This is a genomic window from Kitasatospora sp. NPDC051853, assembly GCF_044452665.1.
Taxonomy (GTDB): Bacteria; Actinomycetota; Actinomycetes; order Streptomycetales; family Streptomycetaceae; genus Kitasatospora.
In genome coordinates this window covers 118,271-143,765 of record NZ_JBITBY010000011.1, presented here as the reverse complement: position 1 = coordinate 143,765, position 25,495 = coordinate 118,271, and the positions used below count along the sequence as shown (strand labels likewise).

Genomic DNA, 25,495 nt, shown 5'->3' with positions numbered 1-25,495 from the left:
CGCCCCCCAACCGGGCCGTCATCCCTCAGGAGAGTCCCACCACCATGGCTGGTCCCGCGTTTCGTGCTGCCGCCGTCCGGGTCCGGGTCCCCGCGACCAGTGCCAACCTCGGCCCCGGTTTCGACGCCTTCGGACTCGCCCTCGGCCTGTACGACGACGTGGTGGTCCGGGTGGCCGACAGCGGCCTCTCGGTGGACATCGCCGGCGAGGGGGCGGACTCCCTGCCGCGTGACGAACGGCATCTGATGGTCCGTTCGATGCGCGCCGCCTTCGACCGACTGGGCGGCCAGCCGCGCGGCCTGGAGGTCGTCTGCGCCAACCGGATACCGCACGGCCGGGGCCTCGGCTCCTCCTCCGCCGCCATCTGCGCGGGCATCGTGGCCGCCCGCGCCGTCACCATCGGCGGCCCGTCCGCGCTGGACGACGACGCCCTGCTGGCCCTCGCCTCCGAGCTGGAGGGCCACCCCGACAACGTCGCGGCCTGTCTGCGCGGCGGCTTCACCATCGCCTGGACGGACGAGGAGTCCGCCAAGGCCGTCCGCCTGGAGCCGTCCTCCCGGGTCGTCCCGGTGGTCTTCATCCCCTCCACCGAGGTGCTCACCGAGACCGCCCGCGGCCTGCTGCCCAAGACCGTCCCGCTCGGTGACGCGGCCGTCAACGCGGGCCGCGCGGCCCTGCTGGTCGAGGCCCTGACGAACCGTCCGGAACTGCTGCTGGCCGCCACCGAGGACCGCCTGCACCAGGACTACCGCGCCTCCGCCATGCCCGGCAGCGCCGCCCTGGTGGGCGCCCTGCGCGCCGAGGGCGTGCCCGCCGTGATCTCCGGCGCCGGCCCCACGGTGCTGGCGCTGGCGGACGAGGCCGGGGCCGAGAAGCTGCTCTCCTTCGCGGGGCCGGACTTCGCCGCGCACCGGCTCGACCTGGACGCCAACGGCGCCCAGGTGCTGCCGCTGGACGGCTGAGCGGTTCGCCCGCGCGGACACGATTGACGAGAACAGGGCCGGGGAATGTGTCAGGGGGTCGGTAGTGTTAACCTCATTGCTGCACCAGATGCCCTCCGGGGTGCGGTGCGCCGCGTCCCGATCCCGCCCTCCCACAGCTGCGGCCAGTCCGCACGAGTGGGGCCGTGGCCGAACGGGACCACGATCCTCCGGGAGCCCTCCGCAGCGCGTACGCAGCCTGCCTGCGCGGATGCGGCCGTATCCCGAAGCCGTGACGGCACCTGACTCCCTCCCGCGGCCTCCCACGTAGCACCGCGCCCGGATGGGGCCCGGTCGCCGACACGCGACGGGGGCCCGGGAATCGCGGGCAGCGGGGTCGGCACGAAGCCCGGCCCGCGCCACTTCGCACCACAGTGCACATCACAGCTCTTCCCCGATAGGCAGCGCCGTTCGGGGGATCACCGCCTCGGACCGACGCAGTCGAGCGTTGGTCAGGACAGCACAACCGGTCGCCGAGCCAGACAGGCCGACGTCCGCTCCAGGGAAGGACCCTTAGTGAGCGACTCCACCGATCTGATGGGCGCGCGCCCGGACGCCGAGGCGTCGGACGCGGCCACCGCCCCCGCGGCCCCGGCGCGGCGCCGTCGTACCGCCGCCGCGGGCCTGGACGGCCTGGTCCTGGCCGAGCTGCAGAAGCTCGCCTCGACCCTCGGGATCAGCGGTACCGGACGCCTCCGCAAGAGCCAGCTGATCGAGGCCATCAAGGAGAAGAGCGGCGGTGACCCGCTGCTCGCCGGTGCCGCCGCTCCGGCCGCGGCCCCGGCCGCCAAGCGGACCACCAAGGCCGCCGCCGCTGCCGAGGCGCCCGCCGCCGAGGCCGCTCCGGCCGCCGAGAAGCCGGCCCGCCGCACGGCCAAGGCCGCCGCGGCCCCGGCCGCCGAGCCGCAGGCGCAGATCGAGATCCCGGTGCAGGCCGCCGCCGAGACCGGTGCCGCCCCGGCCCGGACCGAGCGCACCCGCCGCCGGGCCACCTCGGCCGCCGGCGCCCCGGCCGCCGAGGCCCCCGAGGCCGGCACCGTGGTCGCCGAGGCCCGTACCGAGACCCGCACCGCCGACGGCGAGGCGCGCACCGAGACCCGCCGCGACCGCCGCGACCGGCGTGACCGCCGCGAGGGCGGCGAGCGCACCGAGGTGGCCGAGGGTCAGGACGGCGAGGGCCGCGAGTCCCGCCGCGAGCGCCGCAACCGCCGGGACCGCGCCGAGCGCGGTGACCGTCAGCAGGGCGGCCAGCAGACCCAGCAGCAGGACGGCGGCCAGCAGCAGAGCCGTCAGCCCGCCGCGCAGCCGCAGTCGCAGCCGCAGGCCGCCCAGGGCGGTTTCGAGGACGACGAGTTCGGCGACGGCCGCCGCGGCCGCCGGGGCCGCTACCGCGACCGCCGCGGCCGCAGCGGCCGCCGCGACGGCTTCGAGGCCGGCCCGGCCGAGGTGCAGGTCAACGACGACGACGTCCTGATCCCGGTCGCGGGCATCCTGGACATCCTCGACAACTACGCCTTCGTCCGGACCTCCGGCTACCTGCCGGGGCAGAACGACGTCTACGTCTCGCTCGCCCAGGTCCGCAAGAACGGCCTGCGCAAGGGTGACGCCATCACCGGTGCGGTGCGCCAGCCGCGCGACGGCGAGCGCCGCGAGAAGTTCAACGCCATGGTGCGGCTGGACTCCGTCAACGGCACCGACCCGGACCAGGCGCGCAACCGCCCGGAGTTCGGCAAGCTGACCCCGCTCTACCCGCAGGAGCGCCTGCGGCTGGAGACCGACCCGGGCATCCTGACCACCCGGATCATCGACCTGGTCTCGCCGATCGGCAAGGGCCAGCGCGGTCTGATCGTCGCCCCGCCGAAGACCGGCAAGACGATGATCATGCAGGCGATCGCCAACGCGATCACCACCAACAACCCCGAGTGCCACCTGATGGTCGTCCTGGTCGACGAGCGTCCGGAAGAGGTCACCGACATGCAGCGGTCGGTCAAGGGCGAGGTCATCTCCTCGACCTTCGACCGCCCGGCCGAGGACCACACGGTCGTCGCCGAGCTGGCCATCGAGCGCGCCAAGCGCCTGGTGGAGCTGGGCCACGACGTGGTCATCCTGCTGGACTCGATCACCCGCCTCGGCCGCGCCTACAACCTGGCGGCGCCGGCCTCCGGCCGCATCCTGTCCGGTGGTGTCGACTCGACCGCGCTCTACCCGCCGAAGAAGTTCTTCGGCGCCGCGCGCAACATCGAGAACGGCGGCTCGCTGACCATCCTCGCCACCGCCCTGGTGGAGACCGGCTCGCGCGCCGACGAGGTCGTCTTCGAGGAGTTCAAGGGCACCGGCAACATGGAGCTCCGGCTCGACCGCAAGCTCTCGGACAAGCGCATCTTCCCGGCCGTGGACGTGGACGCCTCCAGCACCCGCAAGGACGAGATCCTGCTGGGCAGCGAGGAGCTCGCGATCACCTGGAAGCTCCGCCGGGTGCTGCACGCGCTCGACTCGCAGCAGGCCATGGAGCTGCTGCTGGACAAGCTCAAGCAGACCAAGAGCAACGCCGAGTTCCTGATGCAGATCGCCAAGAGCACGCCGGGCTCCGGCGACTGACGATCCGCACACCGAGGACCCCGGGACGCAACCGCGACCCGGGGTCCTCGCGTCTTCTCGGGCAGTTCTGGGAAAGGGACTTATCGGAATCCGGTTCGCTTATGCTCGGATTGAGGTCATACCGACCAGAGCCCCCCTGAGAGTGAGGACGAGAGGCGATATGGCCGAGCACCGACGCAAGGTCGTCCCCCGGAAGGTCCGACTACGACGGACCGTGGTGTGCGGCGTCGCCGGGCTGCTGGTGCTGGGCGGCGGCGCCGCCGGGTACGCGTACTGGAAGCTGAACGGCAACATCAAGGGCGTCGACATCAACGCCCAGCTGGGCACCGCCCGTCCGCCCGCCGCGACCGACGGTTCCTTCAACGTCCTGGTGCTGGGCTCCGACTCCCGCGGCGGTGCCAACGGGAACCTGGCCGGCGGGAACACCGACGGCACCGCCCGCTCCGACACCGCGATGGTGGTCCACGTCAACCAGGACCACACCGCCGGGCAGGTGGTCTCGATACCCAGGGACACCCTGGTGTCCCGCCCCGCCTGCACCTCCACGGCCGGCAAGGCGGTGCCCGCCGCGAAGGGCGTGATGTTCAACTCCGCCTTCGAGAGCGGCGGTCCGGCCTGCGCCGTGAAGACCACCGAGCAGCTCACCGGGCTGCGGATGGACCACTACGTCGAGATCGACTTCGCCGGGTTCGCCGGGCTGATCGACGCCATCGGCGGGGTGGACGTGACCACCACGGTGCCCATCGACGACAAGGACAGCGGCCTGCACCTGGCGGCCGGCGCGCACCACCTGGGCGGCGAGCAGGCGCTGGCCTTCGTCCGCACCCGGCACGGCGTCGGCGACGGCAGCGACCTGGGCCGGATCGAGCTGCAGAAGCAGATGGTGAAGTCGATCCTCGCCCAGACCAAGAGCCTGGGGCTGACCACCAACCCGGCCAAGCTGTTCTCGGTGGCCGACCGGCTCACCAGGTCCGTCACCACCGACTCCGACCTGGCCTCGGTGAGCGCGCTGACCGGTCTCGCGGAGAGCCTCAAGAAGATCGGCCCGGACGAGCTGAGCATGGTCACCCTGCCGGTCGTCACGGCCCCCGCCGACCCCAACCGGGTCGTCCCGGCCGAGCCCCGGGCCGCCCAGCTCTGGAAGGCGCTCGAGGAGGACCAGCCGGTGCCAGCCCAGGTGCTGGCCGAGCAGCCCGCGAACCCGGCCCAGGCCACCCCCTCGGCGAGCCCGAAGGCCTCCCGCGCCAAGCGCTGAGGCCCTCCCGGCGGGGCCGGAATACCCGGGGGCGCAACCCGGTTTGGGAAGATGCGCCCAGTCCTGGCAGACTGGTCCGTCGGTCCCGGTTCACGTGCGGCTGTCAGCCGCCGACCCGGTGCCCTCCCGATCACTAGGAGAACCCCTTGAAGCCCAACGTTCACCCCGAGTACGTGGTCACCCACGTCACCTGCACCTGCGGCAACGAGTTCACCACTCGTTCGACCGAGACGTCCGGCGTCATTCGCGCCGAGGTCTGCTCCGCGTGCCACCCGTTCTACACCGGTAAGCAGAAGATTCTGGACACCGGTGGCCGTGTCGCCCGCTTCGAGGCCCGCTTCGGCAAGAAGCTCTCGGTCAAGCAGGACGACTAGCGTCCGTACGGCGCCGGTTCCGGTCGTACCCATCCGTGGGTGCGTCCGGACCGGCGCCGTTCGCGTCTCTCCCCTCCCCGCAGCACCCTCCCCCTCACCACCCGGAAGTAGGCCCACCCGATGTTCGAGGCAGTCGAAGAGCTCCTCGCCGAGCACGCCGACCTCGAGAAGAGGCTGGCCGACCCCGCTGTCCACGCCGACCAGGCCAACGCCCGCAAGCTGGCCAAGCGGTACGCCGAGCTGACCCCGATCACCCGGACGTACCTGGCCTGGAAGCAGGCCGGGGAGGACATCGCGACGGCCCGTGAACTGGCCGCCGAGGACTCGGACTTCATCGCCGAGGCGAAGGCGTCCGAGGCCCGCCAGGAGGAGCTGACCGAGGAGCTGCGGCTGCTGCTGGTGCCGCGCGACCCCAACGACGACAAGGACGTCATCCTCGAGGTGAAGGCCGGCGAGGGCGGCGAGGAGTCCGCGCTGTTCGCCGGGGACCTGCTGCGGATGTACCTGCGGTTCGCCGAGCGGGTCGGCTGGAAGACCGAGATCATCGACGCCAACGAGTCCGACCTCGGCGGCTACAAGGACGTCTCGGTCGCCGTGAAGACCAAGGGGAACGCGGAGCCCGGCCAGGGCGTCTGGGCCCGGCTCAAGTACGAGGGCGGCGTGCACCGGGTGCAGCGCGTCCCGGCCACCGAGTCGCAGGGCCGCATCCACACCTCGGCGGCGGGCGTGCTGGTCACCCCGGAGGCCGAGGAGGTCGAGGTGGAGATCCACGCCAACGACCTGCGGATCGACGTCTACCGCTCCTCCGGCCCGGGCGGGCAGTCCGTGAACACCACCGACTCGGCGGTCCGGATCACCCACCTGCCGACCGGTATCGTGGCGTCCTGCCAGAACGAGAAGAGCCAGCTGCAGAACAAGGAGCAGGCCATGCGCATCCTGCGTTCGCGGCTGCTCGCCGCCGCGCAGGAGGCGGCCGAGCAGGAGGCCTCGGACGCCCGGCGCAGCCAGGTCCGCACGGTGGACCGCTCGGAGCGCATCCGGACGTACAACTTCCCGGAGAACCGCATCTCGGACCACCGCACCGGCTTCAAGTCGTACAACCTGGACCAGGTGCTGGACGGCGAGCTCAACGCGGTGATCCAGTCCTGCGTGGACGCCGACGCTGCGGCCAAGCTGGCCGCCGCGCAGGAGAACTGACCCGAGGGGTGTGGACGGATGAACCTGCTGCTCGCCGAGGTGGCCCAGGCCACCCAGCGGTTGGCCGCGGCCGGGGTGCCGTCGCCGCGCTTCGACGCGGAGGAGCTCGCCGCCCACGTCCACAACGTCAAGCGCAGCCAGCTGCACACGGTGAAGGACGGCGACTTCGACGCCCGGTACTGGGAGGCCGTCTCGCGCCGTGAGGCGCGCGAGCCGCTCCAGCACATCACCGGGCGGGCGTTCTTCCGCTACCTGGAGCTGGAGGTCGGCCCCGGGGTGTTCGTGCCCCGGCCGGAGACCGAGACCGTGGTCGAGTGGGCCATAGACGCCGTCCGCGACATGGACGTGGCCGAGCCGCTGGTGGTCGACCTGTGCACCGGCTCCGGCGCGATCGCGCTCGCCCTGGCACAGGAGCTGCCGCGCTCCACCGTGCACGCCTTCGAGCTGGACGAGGGCGCGCTCGCCTACACCCGGCGCAACGTCGAGGCCAGCTCCGACCGGGCCCGCGTGGTGCTGCACCAGGGCGACGCCACCCGCGCCTTCGAGGACGACCGCTCCTGGGACGGCCGCTTCGACCTGGTGATCTCCAACCCGCCGTACATCCCGCTCACCGAGTGGGAGTACGTCGCGCCCGAGGCCCGCGACCACGACCCGCAGATGGCGCTGTTCTCCGGCGAGGACGGCCTGGACGCCATCCGCGGCATCGAGCGGGTGGCCGCCCGGCTGCTGCGGCCCGGGGGAGTGGTGGTCATCGAGCACGCCGACACCCAGGGCGGCCAGGTGCCGTGGGTGTTCCGCGAGGAGAGCGGCTGGACCGACGCCGCCGACCACCGGGACCTCAACAACCGGCCGCGCTTCACAACCGCCCGAAGGGCGTCGTTGTGAACAGCCGGCACAGTACGACCGCCCGAAGGGCGTCGTCGTGAACACCGCGCACAGCACGACCGCCCGAAGGGCGTCGTGAACATCCGGCACAGCGCCACGGCCCGCGGGGCCTCGCTGTGAAGCGTCATTTGACGACCTGTCAGCTTTCCGAGAGGGGACCGCACCGATGAGCCGCCGCTACGACTGCGCAGACGCAGCCGACCGCGAGACCGGGCTGCGCGAGGCCGCTTCGGCGGTCCGCCGGGGCGAGCTGGTGGTGCTGCCGACCGACACGCTCTACGGCATCGGCGCGGACGCCTTCAGCCCGGAGGCGGTCTCCCACCTGCTGGAGGCCAAGGGCCGCGGCCGGAACATGCCCTCCCCGGTGCTGGTCGGCTCGCCGACCACCCTGCACGGGCTGGTCACCGACTTCTCGGAGCAGGCCTGGGAGCTGGTGGACGCGTTCTGGCCGGGCGGGCTGACCCTGGTCGCCAAGCACCAGCCCTCGCTGCGCTGGGACCTGGGCGACACCCGGGGCACCGTGGCCGTCCGGATGCCGCTGCACCCCGTCGCGCTGGAGCTGCTGAACAACGTCGGCCCGATGGCCGTCTCCAGCGCCAACAAGACCGGCGGCCCCTCGCCGTCCACCTGCGACGACGCCTACAACCAGCTGGGCGACTCGGTCGCGGTCTACCTGGACGGCGGCAACGCCGACTTCGGCCAGGCGTCCAGCATCGTCGACGTCACGGGCAAGGTCCCGGTCCTGCTGCGGGCCGGCGCGATCAGCGCCGAGCAGCTGAGGGAGGTCGTCCCGGACCTGGAGGCCGGCAGTTGACAGCGGCCTCGCTGTACGGGGTCGACGCCGCCATACCCGGCGGCGCGCTGCCCGGGCCCGGCTACGTCACCGTGGCGCCCCGGCCGCTGGACAGCTTCCGCATCCTCTTCGTCTGCACGGGCAACGTCTGCCGCTCGCCGATAGCCGAGCGGCTCACCCGGCACGAGCTGGACGCCCGGCTGGCCGCGGTGGCCGCCGGGCGGTTCGTGGTGGAGAGCGCCGGGACGTGGGGCCACGAGGGCGCGCCGATGGAGGCGCACGCCGTCACCGTGCTCGGTGAGTACGGGGTCGCGGCGGACAACTTCGCCGGGCGCGAGCTGCTCGACGAGCACGTGATCGACGCGGACCTGGTGCTCACCGCCACCCTGGACCACCGGGCCCAGGTGATCTCGATGGGCCACGCGGCGGGCCTGCGCACCTTCACCATCAAGGAGTTCACCCGGCTGGTGCGGCGGATCGACCCGTCCACCCTGCCGGACCCGCGCGGCGGCGCCCAGGCCACCGAGCGGGCCAGGGCGCTGGTGCGCTCGGCCGCCGCGCTGCGCGGCTGGCTGCTGGCCTCCACCCCGGAGTCGGACGAGGTGGACGACCCGTACGGCGCGCCGATCGGGATGTTCCGCAACTGCGGCGAGGAGATATTCGACGCCCTGGACCCGGTGGTGACGGCGCTGACCGGCGTCGCCCGCTGAGGTCCCGGCCGGTGCGGCCGGGCCGGGCGGGGCCCGGTTGGGTGCGTTGACGGGCCGTCGGGTGCGGGCCGTCCTACGCTGGGGGTGCCGCCCCACCGTGCCGCCCGGGAGCACCCCATGACCGTCACCTCCGATGTGCAGCTCTCCTGGGAGGCGCCCGCCGCGCTGCGGCTGGCGGACCCTCAGCTGGCCGACCTGCTGGCCGCCGAGGCCGGGCGCCGGGCCGAGAGCGTCCAACTGCTGGCGGGGGAGAACCTGACCAGCCGGGCGGTGCTGGCCGCCCTCACCGGGCCACTCGTGGACAAGTACGCCGAGGGCTACCCGGGCCGCCGCCACCACGCCGGCTGCTCGCTGGCGGACGCCGCAGAGCTGCTCGCGGTCGACCGGGCCAAGCGGCTGTTCGGCGCCGAGCACGCCAACGTCCAGCCCCGGTCCGGGACTTCGGCCGTGCTGGCGACGTACGCGGCGCTGCTGCGGCCGGGCGACGTGGTGCTGGCGATGTCGCTGGAGCACGGCGGGCACCTGAGCTGCGGCTCCAAGGCCAACTTCTCCGGCCGGTGGTTCGACTTCATCGGCTACGGCGTCCACGAGCAGGACCACCTGGTGGACTACCAGCAGGTGCGGGAGCTGGCCCGGCTGCACCGCCCCAAGGCGATCATCGCGGGCGGCATCTCCTACCCCCGGCACCTGGACTGGCGGGCCTTCCGGGAGATCGCCGACGAGGTGGACGCCTACCTGATCGCCAACGTCTCCCAGGTGACCGGCCTGGTGGCGGCCGGGCTGGCGCCCTCGCCGGTGCCGTACGCGGACGTCACCGTGGCGGCCACCCACAAGCTGCTGCGCGGGCCGCGCGGCGGGCTGCTGCTGTGCGGGGAGGAGCTGGCCGAGCGGGTGGACCGGGCGGTCTTCCCGTTCAGCCAGGGCGGGGCGGCGATGAACGAGGTGGCGGCCAAGGCAGTGGCGTTCGCGCAGGCGGACACGCCGGAGTTCGGTGTGTACCTCCGGCGTGCGGTGGACGGCGCGCGCTCCCTGGCCCGGGAGCTGGGCCTGGCCGGGGCTGCCCCGCTGACCGGCGGCACCGACACCCACCTGGTGACCGCCGACGTCGGCCCGCTCGGTCTGACCGGCCTGGAGGCCGAGCGCCGCTGCGCGGCCGCCGGACTGGTGCTCGGCAAGTGCGCACTCCCGTACGACCCGGAGCCGGCCTCGGTCGGCTCCGGGATCCGGCTCGGCACCGGGGCCGTGGCGGCCCAGGGGATGGCCGTGGAGACCATGGCCGAGCTGGGCGGACTCATCGGGCGGCTGCTCACGGCGGGCCCCGATCCGGCGGTCGGGGCCCGGGTCCGGAGCATCGCCGGGGAGCTCGCCCGGAACTGACGGAGCGGCGGCCGGCCCGCGGCGATCGGGCGGCGATTCCGGATTCGGCACCCGGTAAGGCGAACCGCGGTGCACACGCGGCGCGTCGGACTCAATAAGGTGTGCTCCGTGACGACGACGCACCTCGAATCCCGGGCAGCCACGGGGGTACCTTCGGTATCCGACCGTCAGACCGTCACACCGGAGGCCAGTGGTGCGTGAGTATCTGCTGGTGCTGTTCGTCACCGCGGCCGTCACGTACCTGCTGACCGGCCCGGTGCGGAAGTTCGCCATCCTGGCCGGCGCCATGCCGCCGGTCCGGGCGCGCGACGTGCACCGCGAGCCGACCCCCCGCCTCGGTGGCATCGCGATGTTCGGCGGGCTCTGCGCGGGCCTCCTGGTGGCCTCCCAACTCACCAAGCTGAGCGGCCTGTTCATCCAGTCGGCGGACATCCGCGCGCTGCTCGCCGGGGCCGGCATCATGTGGCTGCTCGGCGTGCTGGACGACAAGTGGGGCGTGGACGCCCTGGTGAAGCTCGGCGGCCAGATGATCGCGGCCGGCGTGATGGTCTGGCAGGGCGTCACGGTGATCTCGATCCCGGTGCCCGGCGTCGGCCCGGTGGCGGTCACCCCCACCATGGGCATGATCATCTCGGTCACCCTGGTGGTCGTCATGGTGAACGCGGTGAACTTCATCGACGGCCTGGACGGCCTGGCGGCCGGCATGGTCTGCATCGCCGCGATGGCGTTCTTCCTGTACTCGTACCGGCTCTGGTACGGCTACGGGATCAACGACGCGGCCCCCGCGGTGCTGTTCAGCGCGGTGCTGATCGGGATGTGCCTGGGCTTCCTGCCGCACAACCTGCACCCGGCCCGGATCTTCATGGGCGACTCCGGCTCGATGATGCTCGGCCTGATGCTGGCGGTGGCCGCCATCTCCATCACCGGCCGCGTCGACCCCGACCTGATCACCGCGCAGACCCTGTCGCAGACCGCCACCGTGCACGAGCTGGTGCCGATCTACATCCCGCTGCTGCTGCCGCTCACCGTGATCGCGCTGCCGCTGGCCGACCTGCTGCTCGCCGTGGTGCGCCGCACCTGGTCCGGCAGGTCGCCGTTCGCCGCCGACAAGCAGCACCTGCACCACCGGCTGCTGCAGGTCGGCCACTCGCACAGCCGGGCCGTGCTGATCATGTACTTCTGGGCCGCGCTGATCGCCTTCGGCACCGTCGCCTTCTCCGTGCCGGGCCGCGGCCGCGCCCTGGTGCTCGGGATGGCCGGGCTCTGCCTGCTCGGCATCGTGGTGCTGCTGATGCCGCGGTTCCGCCCGCGGGCCCCCCGCGCGGTGCAGGCCTTCGTGCCGCCCCGGTACCGCAAGGCGCCCGAGCCGCAGGTCACCGAGGTCCCGGCGGAGGCCGCGCTGTCGGCCGAGGACGAGGAGCTGCTGGGCCGGCTGGGCACCGGCGCGACCGCGGTGGGCGGCGTCCGCCACGGCGGGCAGGGCTGACGCCGCGTCGTCTGACGGTCCGTCAACTGCCGTCACCCGTACGGCGGCACCCTTGCTCCCTTGGTGTGACAGGTGCCACACCGGCATGGTAAAGCTCTCATCAAATAGTTTGTGATACCGTTCACGAGTACCGAGTACGCGCCGAAAGACCTGACAGGTGGAGGACTTCCGTCCCTGGGCAGGCTTCCTCGACGGGCTCGCCGTCGGGCGGCCGGGTCAGCGGCTGGACGTTCTCGGTACGGTCCCACACCGCGTCCCAAGCGCCGTCCCCCGTTCTCGACATGCCGCCGGAGTTGCCGACATGCCGTCCCACGACGCCCGGATCCCCCTCCGCGGCGCCGCAATCCCCACTGCGGTCGCCGGGGCCCTCGCCACTGCGATCTCCGCCGTGGTGGTGGGCAGCAAGGGGTTGATCGGTGCTCTCTTCGCGACCCTGCTGGTGCTGGCGTTCTTCGCCTTCGGCCAGGTCGCGTTGGAGCGGTTGACCAGGAACAACCCGCAGATGCTGATGGCCGCCGCGCTGCTGGTGTACACCACGCAGATCCTGCTGGTCGGCATCGTGCTCGCGGTGTTCAAGGACACGACGCTCTTCGACACCAAGGTGTTCGCCTTCACGTTGCTCGGCTGCGTTCTGATCTGGACCGGCTTCCAGGTCCGCGCCGGGATGAAGGCCAAGCTCTACTACGTGGAGACCACCTCCTCGGCGAAGAAGGACGACAAGCCGTGAGCCGGCCTGCCTGTCCCTCTCACGAGGGGGGCGGTGTTTATGCCCTCCTGACGGACTGCTATCGTCCGTCGCGACGAACGAGTACGGGAAGCGGCCTGGTCCCTCCGCCCAGCGGACGGATCGCCCCCCGAACTCAGACAGTCTTCAACGATCCCGCGGTTCCCGAGGACACCGCGCGCGGTCGGCGAGATCCCCATCAAGTTCCAGTGCCGCACCGTGGCCGCAGGCCACGCCGACACACCGAGGTTGCCGTAACCATGCGTCATGACGAAGGAGTCTGTGGTGTCTGCTGACGTGAAGCAGCTCGCCTCTGAGGCCGGGTGCCACCTGTTCTCCGGTTGCGGCTTCCCTGCCCCGGGTCTGAACGAGTTCCAGTTCAAGCCGATCTTCACCGTCGGCGGCGTCGAGTTCAACAAGCCGATGCTGCTGGCGTTCATCTGCGCCTTCCTGGTGATCGCCTTCTTCTGGGCCGCGTTCGCCAAGCCGAAGCTGCTCCCGGGCAAGCTGCAGCTGGTCGGTGAGATCGGCTACGACTTCGTCAAGCGGTCCATCGTCCTGGAGACGATCGGCAAAAAGGGCGAGAAGTACGTCCCGATGTTGGTCTCGATGTTCTTCTTCATCTGGATCATGAACATCATGTCGATCATCCCGTTCGCGCAGTTCCCGGTGATGTCGGCGATCGCCTTCCCCGCGGGCCTGGCGGCCGTGGTCTGGTTCACCTACATGTTCCTGACCTTCAAGACCCACGGCTTCGTGGGCGGGTTCAAGAACCTCTGCTGGCCGTCGGGCATCCCGGGCTGGGTCATGTTCATCCTGGTGCCGATCGAGTTCTTCTCGAACATCTTCGTGCGCCCCTTCACGCTCGCGGTCCGAGCCTTCGCGAACATGTTCGCGGGCCACCTGCTGATCGTGATGTTCTCCATCGCCTCCTGGTACCTGCTCAGCCCGAGCATCGGCGCGCTGTACGGCTCGGTCTCCTTCGTGGTGACCATCGGCCTGACCGCCTTCGAGCTGCTGGTCCAGTTCCTGCAGGCCTACATCTTCGTGATGCTCGCCAGCAGCTACATCGCCGGTGCCCTCGAAGAGGCGCACTGAGCCCCGCAGCCGCCGGCTGCACACTCCCCAAGATCGCCCGGTGGCCAACCACCACCGGCTCACCACCCCGCAAAGGACATGAAATGTCGCAGCTCGCTGAGGTCTACGGTTCCGTCGCCTCCATCGGTTACGGCCTCGCCGCGATCGGCCCCGGCATCGGCGTCGGTCTCATCTTCGGCAACGGTGTGCAGGCCATGGCCCGTCAGCCCGAGGCTGCCGGCCTGATCCGCTCCAACATGTTCATCGGCTTCGCGCTGACCGAGGCGCTCGCCCTCATCGGCATCGTCATGCCGTTCGTCTTCGGCGCCGGCAAGTAATTCTCCGTAATTACCTGTCGTAGCCCTTTTCGACGAAAGGTTCAGATATGAGCGCCTCCGTGGCTCTCCTCCTCGCGTCGGAGGAGGGGGAGAAGATGAACCCCCTGCTTCCCGCGTGGCCCGAGATCGTCATCGGCCTGCTCTGCTTCTTCATCGTCTTCGGCATCCTCGGCAAGAAGCTCCTGCCCAGCATCGAGAAGGTGCTGGCGGACCGCCGGGACGCGATCGAGGGCGGCATGGAGCGCGCGGACGCTGCTCAGGCCGAGGCCCAGGCCCTGCTTGAGCAGTACCGTGCCGAGCTGTCCGAGGCGCGTCACGAGGCCGCTCGCATCACCGAGCAGGCTCGTGAGCAGGGCGCCGCCCTGATCGCCGAGATGCGCGAGGAGGGCCAGCGTCAGCGCGAGGCCATCGTCGCCGCCGGTCACGCGCAGATCGAGGCCGACAAGAAGCAGGCCACCGCGGTCCTGCGTCAGGACGTCGGCTCGCTCGCCGCGCAGCTCGCCTCCCGCATCGTCGGCGAGTCCCTCGAGGACTCCGCCCGGCAGAGCGGCGTGATCGACCGCTTCCTGGACGACCTGGAGGCCAAGGCCTCTGCGGCCCAGGGTGCGTCCAAGTGATCGGCGCCAGCCGTGAGGCCCTGGCCGCCGGCCGGGAGAACCTCCAGAGCCTGACCGACGACACCTCGGTGTCCGCGGTCAAGCTGGCCGAGGAGCTCACCGCCGTGACGGCGCTGCTGGACCGCGAGGTCTCGCTGCGCCGGGTGCTGACCGACCCCGCGCGGGACGGCCAGGACAAGGCGCAGTTCGTCGGCACGCTGCTGTCCGGCCAGGTCTCCGGCGAGACCGTGGACCTGCTGTCCGGCCTGGTCCGGTCCCGCTGGTCCGGTGGCCGTGACCTGGTCGACGCGGTCGAGGAGCTCGCCGCGTACGCCGAGGTCATCGCGGCCGACAAGGTCGGCCAGCTGGACGACGTCGAGGACGAGCTGTTCCGCTTCGGACGGATCGTCAGCGGCTCGCACGAGCTGCGCGGCGCCCTGACCGAGCCGAAGGCCGGCCCCGCCGCCAAGGCGGAGCTGATCAAGAAGCTGCTCGGCGGCCGGGCCAACGCGGGCACCGTCCGCCTGGTCACCGCCCTGGTCACCAACCCGCGTGGCCGTAGCCTGGAGCAGGGCCTGGAGTTCTACTCCAAGCTCGCCGCCGCCCGGCGGGACCGCGTGGTGGCCCTGGTCACCACCGCCGTTCCGCTGTCGGACGGTCAGAAGGACCGCCTGGCGAACTCGCTGGGCCGGCTCTACGGCCGCCAGGTGCACCTGAACATCGACGTGGACCCCGCGGTCCAGGGCGGCGTCCGGGTGCAGATCGGTGACGAGATCATCGACGGCACCGTGTCGAGCCGCCTCGAGGGCGCTCGTCAGGCCCTCGAAGGCTGACGCACCAGCACCATCCGACCCTCGGTCGGGAACCGGTTCCGCATGGAGCCGGCAAAACGTACGGCCGGTTCGCACGACCCGGCCGAGAGTCGAATACTTGCGGCCCTCAATGGCGGGCCGAGGATCGCAAACTAGGAGAGCAGGGAAGCCTGATGGCGGAGCTTACGATCCGTCCGGAGGAGATCCGGGACGCGCTGGCCGGCTTTGTCCAGTCGTACCAGCCGGACGCCGCCTCGCGTGAAGAGGTCGGTACGGTCACCGAGGCCATGGACGGTATTGCCAAGGTCGAGGGTCTGCCCTCGGTCATGGCCAACGAGCTGCTGAAGTTCGAGGACGGCACCCTCGGCCTCGCGCTGAACCTCGAGGCGCGCGAGATCGGTGTCGTCGTCCTCGGCGAGTTCAGCGGCATCGAGGAGGGCCAGACGGTGCACCGCACCGGCGAGGTCCTCTCCGTCCCGGTCGGCGACGGCTACCTCGGCCGCGTCGTGGACCCGCTGGGCAACGCGATCGACGGTCTGGGCGACATCGCCGCCACCGGCCGTCGCGCCCTGGAGCTGCAGGCCCCCGGCGTCATGGTCCGCAAGTCGGTGCACGAGCCGATGCAGACCGGCATCAAGGCCATCGACGCGATGACCCCGATCGGCCGTGGCCAGCGTCAGCTGATCATCGGCGACCGCCAGACCGGCAAGACCGCGGTGGCGATCGACACGATCATCAACCAGCGCGACAACTGGAAGTCGGGCGACCCGAAGAAGCAGGTCCGCTGCATCTACGTCGCCGTCGGCCAGAAGGGCTCCACCATCGCGTCCGTCCGCGGCGCCCTGGAGGAGGCCGGCGCGCTGGAGTACACCACCATCGTGGCTGCTCCCGCCTCCGACCCGGCCGGCTTCAAGTACCTCGCTCCGTACACCGGTTCGGCCATCGGCCAGGAGTGGATGTACGACGGCAAGCACGTCCTCATCATCTTCGACGACCTGTCGAAGCAGGCCGAGGCGTACCGCTCCGTGTCGCTGCTGCTCCGCCGTCCGCCGGGCCGCGAGGCCTACCCGGGTGACGTCTTCTACCTGCACTCGCGCCTCCTGGAGCGTTGCGCCAAGCTCTCCGACGAGCTGGGCGCCGGCTCGATGACCGGTCTGCCGATCATCGAGACCAAGGCCAACGACGTCTCGGCGTACATCCCGACCAACGTCATCTCCATCACCGACGGCCAGTGCTTCCTGGAGTCCGACCTGTTCAACGCCGGCATCCGCCCGGCCGTGAACGTCGGCATCTCGGTCTCCCGCGTCGGTGGCTCCGCCCAGATCAAGGCCATGAAGTCGGTCGCCGGCCGTCTGCGCCTCGACCTGGCCCAGTACCGCGAGCTGGAGGCGTTCGCCGCCTTCGGTTCCGACCTGGACCCGGCCTCGAAGGCCCAGCTGGAGCGCGGCGCCCGCATGGTCGAGCTGCTGAAGCAGGGTCAGTACCAGCCGTTCCCGGTCGAGGAGCAGGTCGTCTCCATCTGGGCCGGCACCACCGGCAAGCTGGACGACGTCCCGGTCGCCGACATCCGTCGCTTCGAGCGCGAGTTCCTCGACTTCCTGCGCACCTCCAAGAAGGAGCTGCTGGCGGGCATCGTCGAGACCTCGAAGCTCGAGGACGGCACCATCGACGCGCTGACCGAGGCCGTGGCCTCCTTCAAGCAGGGCTTCACCACCGCCGACGGCAAGCTGCTCGGCGAGCAGGCCTGAGTCCGGTAGCGAGGGAAAGGACGTAACGACCCATGGGAGCACAGCTTCGGGTCTACAAGCGCCGGATCCGCTCTGTCACCGCGACGAAGAAGATCACCAAGGCGATGGAGATGATCTCCGCGTCGCGCATCGTCAAGGCGCAGCGCGCGGTGGCCGCCTCCACTCCGTACGCCGATGAGCTCACCCGTGCGGTGACGGCGGTGGCCACCCGGTCCAACGCCAAGCACCCGCTGACCACCGAGAAGGCCGGCGCCTCGCGCGCCGCCGTCCTGGTGATCACCGCGGACCGCGGTCTGGCCGGTGGCTACTCGACCAACGCCATCAAGGCGGCCGTCGCGCTCACCGCGCGGCTCCGCGAAGAGGGCAAGGACGTCGCGACGTACATCGTCGGCCGCAAGGGCGTCTCGTACTACAACTTCCGCAACCTTGAGGTGGCGGGGTCGTGGACGGGCTTCTCGGACAAGCCGACCTACGGTGACGCCAAGGCCGTCGCGAGCGACCTGATCGAGGCCTTCACGGCCGAGGTCGGTGGCGTGGACGAGCTGCACCTGGTGTCGACGAAGTTCGAGTCGATGCTGACGCAGACCGCCCAGGACGCGCGTCTCCTGCCGCTGAAGCTGGACGAGGTCCAGCTCAGCACGGAGAAGCCGGCCAAGGCCGAGATCTTCCCGCTGTACGACTTCGAGCCGTCGGCCGAGGGCGTCCTGGACGCCCTGCTGCCGCGGTACGTCGAGAGCCGGATCTACAACGCGCTGCTGCAGTCGGCCGCTTCGGAGCACGCCGCCCGCCGGCGCGCGATGAAGTCCGCGACCGACAACGCGGGAGAGCTCATCAAGTCGCTCACGCGGCTTGCCAACTCGGCCCGTCAGGCCGAGATCACCCAGGAAATCAGCGAGATCGTCGGCGGTGCCAACGCCCTTGCTGACGCTAGCCGCGGGAGCGAATGAGTATGACCACCACTGTTGAGACCGCGACGGCCACGGGCCGCGTCGCCCGGGTCATCGGCCCGGTCGTCGACGTGGAGTTCCCCGTCGACGCGATTCCGGACATGTACAACGCCCTGCACGTCGAGGTGGACAACCCCGACGGCACCGGCAAGAAGACCCTGACCCTCGAGGTCGCCCAGCACCTCGGCGACGGCATGGTCCGCGGCATCTCGATGCAGCCGACCGACGGCCTGGTCCGTGGCGCCCAGGTGTCCGACACCGGTGCGGCCATCTCCGTCCCGGTCGGCCAGATCACCAAGGGCAAGGTCTTCAACGCCCTCGGTGAGGTGCTGAACGTCGACAAGGCCGAGTTCGAGGCCCAGGTCGAGGTCAAGTGGCCGATCCACCGCAAGGCCCCGAACTTCTCCGAGCTCGAGTCGAAGACCGAGATGTTCGAGACCGGCATCAAGGTCATCGACCTGCTCACCCCGTACGTCCAGGGTGGCAAGATCGGTCTGTTCGGTGGTGCCGGTGTCGGCAAGACTGTTCTGATCCAGGAGATGATCTACCGCGTCGCCGAGAACTTCGGTGGTGTGTCGGTGTTCGCCGGTGTCGGCGAGCGCACCCGTGAGGGCAACGACCTCATCCACGAGATGGTCGACTCGGGCGTTCTGGACAAGACCGCGCTGGTCTTCGGCCAGATGGACGAGCCGCCGGGCACCCGTCTGCGCGTCGCGCTCTCCGCGCTGACCATGGCGGAGTACTTCCGTGACGTCGAGCAGCAGGACGTGCTCCTGTTCATCGACAACATCTTCCGGTTCACCCAGGCCGGTTCCGAGGTGTCGACCCTGCTCGGCCGCATGCCCTCCGCGGTGGGCTACCAGCCGAACCTGGCCGACGAGATGGGCCTCCTGCAGGAGCGCATCACCTCGACCCGCGGTCACTCGATCACCTCGATGCAGGCGATCTACGTCCCCGCGGACGACCTGACCGACCCGGCGCCGGCCACCACCTTCGCCCACCTGGACGCGACCACGGTTCTGTCGCGTCCGATCTCGGAGAAGGGCATCTACCCGGCCGTCGACCCGCTGGACTCCACGTCCCGCATCCTGGACCCGCGCTACATCGCGCAGGACCACTACGACACCGCGGTGCGCATCAAGGGGATCCTGCAGAAGTACAAGGACCTCCAGGACATCATCGCGATCCTCGGTATCGACGAGCTGTCCGAGGACGACAAGATCACCGTGCACCGCGCGCGTCGGATCGAGCGCTTCCTCTCGCAGAACACCTACGTGGCGAAGCAGTTCACCGGTGTCGACGGCTCGACCGTCCCGCTGTCGGAGACCATCGAGGCCTTCAACCGCATCGCGGACGGCAAGTACGACTCCGTCCCGGAGCAGGCCTTCTTCATGTGCGGTGGCATCGAGGACCTCGAGCGCAACGCCGCCGAGCTGGCCAAGAAGTAACCAGCCCGGCCTGATGGCTGACTGACCGTGAGGGGTGGTCCCCGTCCCTGGGGGCCACCCCTCACGGCTCACACAGCCCGCCGTGTGACCGGAGTTCCTGCTGTGATCCCGGTCATCTCCGTGTCCTTGGTTTCCTGCCGGGGCCGCGGGCCCGTTATTCTTACCGCAATCGCCGGGTCATCCGGTGGTTGCAAGAGCCTAGGAGCCCACGTTGGCTGAGCTGCACGTCGAGCTGGTCGCAGCCGACCGCAAGGTGTGGTCCGGTGCGGCCACCATCGTCGTCGCCCGTACGGCCTCCGGTGACACCGGCATCATGCCGGGTCACACCCCGGTGCTGAGCGTGCTGGAGAGTGGCCCGGTCACCATCCGCACCACCGACGGCGGCACCGTCGTCGCGGCCGTGCACGGCGGCTTCATCTCCTTCGCCGACAACAAGCTGTCGCTGTTGGCGGAGATCGCCGAGCTCGCGGACGAGATCGACGTCGCCCGCGCCGAGCGTGCCCTGGAGAACGCGAAGAGCGAGCTCGACGCGCACGCCGAGCGCCGTGCCGAGGTCCGCCTCGTCGCGGCCGGCCGCCGCAAGGCCGCCTGAGTTCCATCAGTACGACCGACGGTCCCGGGGACGCGAGAGCGTGACCCCGGGACTGTCGTATCAGTTGGTAGGTCAGTGCCGGGTCGTTGATACGACCGGCAAACGGGGATGCGGGTAGCGAGGAGGTCGGTGAGCATGGTCCTCGCCCTTCTGGTGTGCGCGGCGGTAGTGGCGCTCTGTGTGCTCGGACTGGTGGCCTTCGCGGTCCGCCGCCGGGTGATCCAGCGAGTAGGCGGAACGTTCGACTGCAGTTACCGCCTCAAAATGCCCGCCGACGCCTCGACGCAGCCCGATCTCGACGAGAACGGCCAACCCACCTCCGCCCCGGTCCCGGTGACCGACGGCAAGGGGTGGGTTTTTGGTATCGGCCGCTACAGCGGTGACTCGATCGAGTGGTTCCGGGTGTTCTCCTACGCCCCGCGCCCGCGCCGGGTGCTGCCGCGCCGGGAGATCGAGGTGCTGGGCCGGCGCTACCCGGAGGGCCAGGAGGAGCTGGCGCTGCTCTCCGGCTCGGTGGTGCTGCGCTGCCTGCACAACGGTGCCCCGCTGGAGCTGGCGATGAGCGACGACGCCCTCACCGGTTTCCTGGCCTGGCTGGAGGCCGCGCCCCCCGGACAGAGGGTCAACGTCGCGTAGCGACTGGTGACCCTCAGGTGGGGGATGTGTGAACGTCGCCTGACCGGATCACACTGGGTACAGGGGGACCGCTCGCTCCTAGAGGGAGGCCAATGATGTTGGCCCAAGCGACACTCCACACCCAGCTTCCGGTCGCCGACATGGCCCGGGCCAAGCGCTGGTACCACGACAAGCTCGGCATGGACCCGGTGGGCGAGTTCGACGGCGGCGCCCTCTACGAGACCGCCAACGGCAAGTTCGGCCTCTTCGAGACCTCGATCACCGACCGGGCCGGCCACACCCAGATGGACTTCGAGGTCGGCGACCTCCGGGCCGAGATGTCCGACCTGCGGTCCAAGGGCGTGGTCTTCGAGGACTACGACATGCCCGGTCTCAAGACCACCGACGGCGTGGCCAGCTGGCCGCAGGGCGAGTCCTCGTGGTTCAAGGACAGCGAGGGAAACGTGCTCTGTCTCATGCACTGGGAGCATTAACGCGCCACGGGCGGCCCGTTAGGCTGCGGCGCATGGTCAACCTCACGCGCATCTACACCCGGACCGGCGACGACGGCACCACCGCGCTCGGCGACATGAGCCGCACCACCAAGACCGATCCCCGGCTGGTCGCCTACGCGGACGCCAACGAGGCCAACGCCACCATCGGGGTGGCGTTGGCCGTCGGGCAGCTCCCGGAGGACGTGGCCGCGGTCCTGACGCGGGTTCAGAACGACCTCTTCGACGTCGGCGCGGACCTGGCCACCCCGGTGGTGGAGGACCCGAAGTACCCGCCGCTGCGGGTGCTGCAGTCCTACATCGACCGGCTGGAGGGGGACTGCGACCACTACCTGGAGCAGCTGGAGAAGCTGCGCAGCTTCATCCTCCCCGGCGGCACCGCCGGCGCCGCCCACCTGCACCTGGCCTGCACCGTGGTGCGCCGGGCCGAGCGGGCCACCTGGGCGGCGATCGAGGAGCACGGGGACACCGTGAACCCGCTCACCGCCAAGTACCTCAACCGCCTCTCCGACCTGCTCTTCATCCTGGCCCGGGCGGCCAACAAGGAGCGCGGCGACGTGCTCTGGGTGCCGGGCGAGAACCGCTGACGGTCCCTCAGGCCCCGCTCGGGGCCTTCTCCTTCTTGGGCCAGACCGTGTAGCTGGCGGCGATCACCAGGTTGATGCCGGTGACCAGGCCCATCCGCTGGTACCAGGCGTTCAGCGCCCGGGTCTGCTCGGCGTCGCCGACCAGCCAGGTCACGCCGGCGATCAGGGCGACGGTGATGACCGCGGCGATCGCGGTGCGGACGAAGATCCTCCACTCGTGCGCGGCCCTCGCGGCGCCGTACTTCGGTGCCTTCGGGGGCCGCGGCCCGCCGGCGAAGCGGTGCTGGAAGTGGCCGTCGGCCCAGGTCACCAGCGAGTGCCCGAAGGCGACCGAGAAGCCGACGTAGCTCGCGGCCAGGCCGTGCGTCCAGCTCGCGGTGGTGCCGCCGCGCAGGTCGACCACGGTGAGCGCCAGGATCACCAGGTCGATCAGCGGCAGGCCGAGCAGCAGCGCGTTGCTGACGGTCCGCCACTTCAGCAGGTAGCGGACGGCCAGGGCGAGGGCGAGCAGGACCCAGAACCCGACCTCGCCGGCGACGATCAGTGTGACGATCACGGTGTACCTCCCTGCCTCCCAGGCTCCCAGCGGGGCCGGGTGCGGGGCATCGTCGCCGGCGCCGAGGGCGGCCTGCACCTTTCGATGTACGGGGCTCCTCCATGCGGCGGGTCGGTGGCCGGGGTGGCGGGATGGTGAGATGGGGCCGTGTTCAACCTCGACCTCACCCCGCGCCAGGAGGACCGGGCGATCGCGCTCGGCGGCCTGCTCGGCGGACTGGTGCTGATCGCCTTCGGCGCGTACGACCGCTCCGCCACGCTGCCGGTCTGGGCGGTGCTGGTCCCCTTGGTGGCCCTCGCGGTGCTGGAGCTGTTCCGCCGGACCCATCCGGTCTGGACGGTCAGCGTGGGCGGGCTGCTGATCGGTGCGGTGGTGTGGGCCGGTTCGCTGGCGGCCTCGCTGGTGATGTACACCGACCTGCTCTACGCCGCGGTGCTCTACGGCTCGCCCCGGATGTCCAAGGTGCTGCACCTGACCGGGATGGGCACCACCGTGGTGCTCGGCTCCTGGGCCGGGCTGTACACCACCTCGGTGGCGCAGGCGCTGCTCGCGGTGGTGGTCTGCGTGCTGGTCTTCCTCGGGCCGGTGTGGACCGCGGACCTGGTGCGCAAGCACCGGGACCGGGCCGAGACCGAGCGGCTGCGGGCCGAGCAGACGGCGCTGCTGGCCGAACTGGACCGGCGCGAGGCGGTGGTCTCGGAGCGGGCCCGGATGGCCCGGGAACTCCACGACGTGGTGGCCAACCACCTGTCCGCGATCGCCATCCACGCCACCGGCGCCCAGGCCCTGGCGCGCCGTCAGGAACGCGACCCGGAGGACCCGCTGCTCGCCGCGATGGCGGTGATCCGGGAGAACAGCGTGCAGGGCCTCACCGAGATGCGCCGGATGATCGGGCTGCTGCGCGCCGGGGACGCCGAGGACGGCCACGCCGCGCCCCGGCTGGACGCCGTGGACGCCCTGGTCGCCAAGGCCGCCGAGAGCGGCCGGGCCGCCGGGCTGGGCTTCCGGCTGACCGAGCGGGGCGAGCGCGGGGAGCTGCCGGCCCCGGTGGAGCTGGCCGCCTACCGGATCGTCCAGGAGGCGCTCACCAACGCGCTCAAGCACGCCGCCCCGGGCTCGGTGGAGGTCCTGCTGGCCTACGGGGCCGAGGAGTTGGAGATCCGGGTGGAGAGCCCGTACCGGGCCGGCGAGGGGCGCGGGCTGCCCGGCGCCCGGGCCGGGCTGGTCGGGATGGCCGAGCGGGCCGGGCTGCTCGGCGGCAGCTTCGCCGCGGAGCCGGTGGAGCGGAGCTGGGTGGTGCGCGCGGTGCTGCCGCGCGAGCCGGGGACGACCGGGGGACGGGTGTGACGGGCATGACGGGCGTGGTGGGTGTGACGGGCGCGGCGGGTCGGGTGCGGGTGGTGGTGGCGGAGGACCAGGCGGCCGTGCGGGCCGCGCTGGTGATGATCCTGCGGACCGACCCGGGGATCGAGGTGGTCGGCGAGGCGGCGGACGGCGAGGAGGCCGTCCGGCTGGCGCTGGAGCTGCGGCCGGACGTGGTGCTGATGGACGTTCAGATGCCGCGGCTGGACGGGGTCGCGGCGACCCGCCGGGTGGTGGCCGCCGACGCCGGGCGGGTGCTGGTGCTGACCACCTTCGACCTCGACGAGTACGTCTACGGCGCGCTGCGGGCCGGGGCGGCCGGCTTCCTGCTCAAGGACCTGGAGGCGGACGCGCTGATCGAGGGCGTGTGGACGGTCGCCCGCGGGGACGGCATGCTCGCCCCCTCGGTGACCCGCCGCCTGATCGCCACCTTCGCCCGGCCCGAGCGCCCCGACCAGCCCAGGGCCCGGGAAGCGGTGGCGGCGCTCACACCCCGCGAGCGGGAGGTGCTCGCCTGCCTGGGCGCCGGGCTCTCCAACGGGGAGATCGCCCGGCGGCTGGAGATGGCGGAGGCGACCACCAAGACCCACGTGAGCCGGATCCTGGCCAAGCTGGAGCTGCGCAGCCGGGTGCAGGCCGCCATCCTGGCGCAGGACTTGGGGATGGTGCCGGAGTAGGGCGTGAGCCGGGGCACGTCAGCAGCATCACACTGCGCAATCGCACCACTCGGGCTCCGTGGGCACTAGAGTCCGGCGCGTGAGCGGCGCGGCTCCGGTGGGTGATCCCTGCCCTGAGCCGCCTTCAGGAGCTTAGGGGTAGCCATGAGCAACGTAGCGGACCAGCGGATCGCCGTCATCGGCGCGGGTCTGATGGGCGCGGGCATCGCGCAGGTGTCGGCCCAGGCCGGGCACCAGGTGGTGCTGCGCGACGTCACCGACGCCGCGCTGCAGCGCGGCCTGGACGGCATCCGCGCCTCGTACGAGAAGTTCGTCTCCAAGGGCAAGCTGACCGCCGACGAGGCGGAGGCCGCGCTCGGCCGGATCACCACCACCACCGACCTCGGCGCGGTCTCCGAGGCCGACATCGTGGTCGAGGCGGTCTTCGAGCAACTCGACGTCAAGGAAGGCGTGTTCCGCGAGCTGGACAAGCTCGCCAAGGACGGCGCCGTGCTCGCCTCGAACACCTCGGCCATCCCGATCACCCGGATCGCCGCCGCCACCGCGCGCCCCGAGTCCGTGGTCGGCGTGCACTTCTTCTCGCCGGTGCCGCTGATGAAGCTGGTCGAGCTGGTCCGCGGCTACAAGACCAGCGACGAGACGCTGGCCCGCGCCCGCGCCTTCGCCGAGGGCGTCGGCAAGGAGGTCGTGGTGGTCAACCGCGACGTGGCCGGCTTCGTGACCACCCGTCTGATCACCGCCCTGGTGGTCGAGGCGGCCAAGCTGTACGAGTCGGGCGTGGCCAGCGCCGAGGACATCGACACCGCCTGCCGCCTCGGCTTCGGCCACCCGATGGGCCCGCTGCAGACCGCCGACCTGACCGGCGTGGACATCCTGCTGCACGCGGCGCGCAACATCTACGCCGAGACCCAGGACGAGAAGTTCGCGGCGCCGGAGATCATGGCCCGCATGGTCACCGCGGGGGACCTCGGCCGCAAGAGCGGCCAGGGCTTCTACGACTACCAGAAGTGAGCCCCTGGCGGCGGGGGAGTGGGTGAGCTTGCTCACGACCCCGCCGCGCACGGGTGATTTGGGTGGGAATCGAGCGTGGGTGTGGGGCTCGACTGCGTATATTCCCTCTATTCCACCGGACGGGTGAAGTTGGCCCGGAACCGGCGCGGACCAGCAACCTGAGCGGCTGATCCGCCGTCAGATGGGTGAGGGGGAGACGGCATTCCGATTGTCCTGACCACTCGGGCGCATGCGGAGG

The 25,495-nt window shown here is 71.0% G+C and carries 26 protein-coding genes; 25 read left to right on the top strand and 1 reads right to left on the bottom strand.

Features of this window, described 5'->3' with window-relative positions; genetic code table 11:
• Positions 1-44: 44 nt before the first annotated feature.
• The 22 genes from thrB to ACIA8O_RS29400 all read left to right on the top strand — a co-directional run bounded on the left by thrB (position 45) and on the right by ACIA8O_RS29400 (position 21,651).
• Entirely contained in the window at positions 45-962 is a 918-nt protein-coding gene (gene thrB, locus ACIA8O_RS29505) for a homoserine kinase (RefSeq protein WP_396297017.1), read from the top strand.
• A 534-nt stretch (positions 963-1,496) separates the two neighbouring features.
• Entirely contained in the window at positions 1,497-3,578 is a 2,082-nt protein-coding gene (rho, locus tag ACIA8O_RS29500) for a transcription termination factor Rho (RefSeq protein ID WP_396297016.1), read from the top strand.
• Between the two features lie 160 nt (positions 3,579-3,738).
• Positions 3,739-4,833 carry an LCP family protein gene (locus tag ACIA8O_RS29495; protein WP_396297015.1) on the top strand — a complete coding sequence of 365 codons (1,095 nt, stop codon included), beginning with the start codon at positions 3,739-3,741 and terminating at the stop codon, positions 4,831-4,833.
• A gap of 146 nt (positions 4,834-4,979) precedes the next feature.
• Complete coding sequence (gene rpmE / locus ACIA8O_RS29490; protein WP_345290098.1) at positions 4,980-5,207, top strand: 50S ribosomal protein L31; 228 nt, start codon at positions 4,980-4,982, stop codon at positions 5,205-5,207.
• 120 nt (positions 5,208-5,327) lie between these two features.
• Positions 5,328-6,404 (top strand): peptide chain release factor 1, encoded by a 1,077-nt coding sequence (gene prfA / locus ACIA8O_RS29485; protein ID WP_396297014.1) that lies wholly within the window; start codon positions 5,328-5,330, stop codon positions 6,402-6,404.
• An 18-nt stretch (positions 6,405-6,422) separates the two neighbouring features.
• Positions 6,423-7,289, top strand: coding sequence for a peptide chain release factor N(5)-glutamine methyltransferase (prmC, locus tag ACIA8O_RS29480; RefSeq protein WP_345290100.1), 867 nt, complete (start codon positions 6,423-6,425; stop codon positions 7,287-7,289).
• Between the two features lie 166 nt (positions 7,290-7,455).
• Entirely contained in the window at positions 7,456-8,103 is a 648-nt protein-coding gene (locus ACIA8O_RS29475) for an L-threonylcarbamoyladenylate synthase (RefSeq protein ID WP_396297013.1), read from the top strand.
• A gap of 47 nt (positions 8,104-8,150) precedes the next feature.
• The gene (locus tag ACIA8O_RS29470) at positions 8,151-8,792 is read left to right on the top strand and encodes a protein-tyrosine-phosphatase (RefSeq protein ID WP_396297191.1); all 642 of its coding nucleotides are present in this window, start codon (positions 8,151-8,153) and stop codon (positions 8,790-8,792) included.
• A gap of 117 nt (positions 8,793-8,909) precedes the next feature.
• A complete protein-coding gene (glyA, locus tag ACIA8O_RS29465; RefSeq protein ID WP_396297012.1) occupies positions 8,910-10,169 on the top strand; it encodes a serine hydroxymethyltransferase in 1,260 nt (419 codons plus the stop codon).
• Positions 10,170-10,362: 193 nt separating this feature from the next.
• Positions 10,363-11,655: an MraY family glycosyltransferase gene (locus ACIA8O_RS29460; protein ID WP_396297011.1), complete on the top strand. Its 1,293-nt coding sequence runs from the start codon at positions 10,363-10,365 to the stop codon at positions 11,653-11,655.
• 301 nt (positions 11,656-11,956) lie between these two features.
• Positions 11,957-12,382 (top strand): hypothetical protein, encoded by a 426-nt coding sequence (locus ACIA8O_RS29455; RefSeq protein WP_396297010.1) that lies wholly within the window; start codon positions 11,957-11,959, stop codon positions 12,380-12,382.
• A 264-nt stretch (positions 12,383-12,646) separates the two neighbouring features.
• Positions 12,647-13,477 (top strand): F0F1 ATP synthase subunit A, encoded by an 831-nt coding sequence (atpB, locus tag ACIA8O_RS29450; RefSeq protein ID WP_345290107.1) that lies wholly within the window; start codon positions 12,647-12,649, stop codon positions 13,475-13,477.
• Between the two features lie 83 nt (positions 13,478-13,560).
• Positions 13,561-13,794 carry an ATP synthase F0 subunit C gene (gene atpE / locus ACIA8O_RS29445; RefSeq protein WP_345290108.1) on the top strand — a complete coding sequence of 78 codons (234 nt, stop codon included), beginning with the start codon at positions 13,561-13,563 and terminating at the stop codon, positions 13,792-13,794.
• A gap of 47 nt (positions 13,795-13,841) precedes the next feature.
• On the top strand, positions 13,842-14,411 hold the full coding sequence (locus ACIA8O_RS29440) for a F0F1 ATP synthase subunit B (RefSeq protein ID WP_396297009.1): 570 nt from the start codon (positions 13,842-13,844) through the stop codon (positions 14,409-14,411).
• The gene (locus tag ACIA8O_RS29435) at positions 14,408-15,223 is read left to right on the top strand and encodes a F0F1 ATP synthase subunit delta (protein ID WP_396297008.1); all 816 of its coding nucleotides are present in this window, start codon (positions 14,408-14,410) and stop codon (positions 15,221-15,223) included. Before ACIA8O_RS29440 ends, ACIA8O_RS29435 begins: the two co-directional genes overlap by 4 nt.
• A gap of 152 nt (positions 15,224-15,375) precedes the next feature.
• The gene (gene atpA / locus ACIA8O_RS29430; RefSeq protein ID WP_396297007.1) at positions 15,376-16,950 is read left to right on the top strand and encodes a F0F1 ATP synthase subunit alpha; all 1,575 of its coding nucleotides are present in this window, start codon (positions 15,376-15,378) and stop codon (positions 16,948-16,950) included.
• Between the two features lie 32 nt (positions 16,951-16,982).
• Positions 16,983-17,897 carry a F0F1 ATP synthase subunit gamma gene (locus ACIA8O_RS29425; protein ID WP_396297006.1) on the top strand — a complete coding sequence of 305 codons (915 nt, stop codon included), beginning with the start codon at positions 16,983-16,985 and terminating at the stop codon, positions 17,895-17,897.
• 2 nt (positions 17,898-17,899) lie between these two features.
• Positions 17,900-19,345, top strand: coding sequence for a F0F1 ATP synthase subunit beta (gene atpD / locus ACIA8O_RS29420; protein WP_396297005.1), 1,446 nt, complete (start codon positions 17,900-17,902; stop codon positions 19,343-19,345).
• 211 nt (positions 19,346-19,556) lie between these two features.
• Positions 19,557-19,937: a F0F1 ATP synthase subunit epsilon gene (locus ACIA8O_RS29415; protein WP_396297004.1), complete on the top strand. Its 381-nt coding sequence runs from the start codon at positions 19,557-19,559 to the stop codon at positions 19,935-19,937.
• 135 nt (positions 19,938-20,072) lie between these two features.
• Positions 20,073-20,573 (top strand): DUF2550 domain-containing protein, encoded by a 501-nt coding sequence (locus ACIA8O_RS29410; RefSeq protein ID WP_345290116.1) that lies wholly within the window; start codon positions 20,073-20,075, stop codon positions 20,571-20,573.
• A gap of 95 nt (positions 20,574-20,668) precedes the next feature.
• Complete coding sequence (locus tag ACIA8O_RS29405) at positions 20,669-21,046, top strand: VOC family protein (protein ID WP_396297003.1); 378 nt, start codon at positions 20,669-20,671, stop codon at positions 21,044-21,046.
• A 32-nt stretch (positions 21,047-21,078) separates the two neighbouring features.
• Positions 21,079-21,651, top strand: a complete 573-nt coding sequence (locus ACIA8O_RS29400) for a cob(I)yrinic acid a,c-diamide adenosyltransferase (RefSeq protein WP_396297002.1) — start codon at positions 21,079-21,081, stop codon at positions 21,649-21,651.
• 7 nt (positions 21,652-21,658) lie between these two features.
• On the opposite strand, the gene ACIA8O_RS29395 is transcribed toward ACIA8O_RS29400, so the two are convergent.
• Positions 21,659-22,207, bottom strand: coding sequence for a hypothetical protein (locus tag ACIA8O_RS29395; protein ID WP_396297001.1), 549 nt, complete (start codon positions 22,205-22,207; stop codon positions 21,659-21,661).
• A 147-nt stretch (positions 22,208-22,354) separates the two neighbouring features.
• Between ACIA8O_RS29395 and ACIA8O_RS29390 the strand changes: the two genes are divergently transcribed.
• The 3 genes from ACIA8O_RS29390 to ACIA8O_RS29380 all read left to right on the top strand — a co-directional run bounded on the left by ACIA8O_RS29390 (position 22,355) and on the right by ACIA8O_RS29380 (position 25,257).
• The gene (locus ACIA8O_RS29390; RefSeq protein ID WP_396297000.1) at positions 22,355-23,554 is read left to right on the top strand and encodes a sensor histidine kinase; all 1,200 of its coding nucleotides are present in this window, start codon (positions 22,355-22,357) and stop codon (positions 23,552-23,554) included.
• A gap of 5 nt (positions 23,555-23,559) precedes the next feature.
• Entirely contained in the window at positions 23,560-24,246 is a 687-nt protein-coding gene (locus tag ACIA8O_RS29385; RefSeq protein WP_396296999.1) for a response regulator, read from the top strand.
• A gap of 144 nt (positions 24,247-24,390) precedes the next feature.
• Positions 24,391-25,257: a 3-hydroxyacyl-CoA dehydrogenase family protein gene (locus tag ACIA8O_RS29380; RefSeq protein WP_396296998.1), complete on the top strand. Its 867-nt coding sequence runs from the start codon at positions 24,391-24,393 to the stop codon at positions 25,255-25,257.
• Positions 25,258-25,495 lie beyond the last annotated feature (238 nt).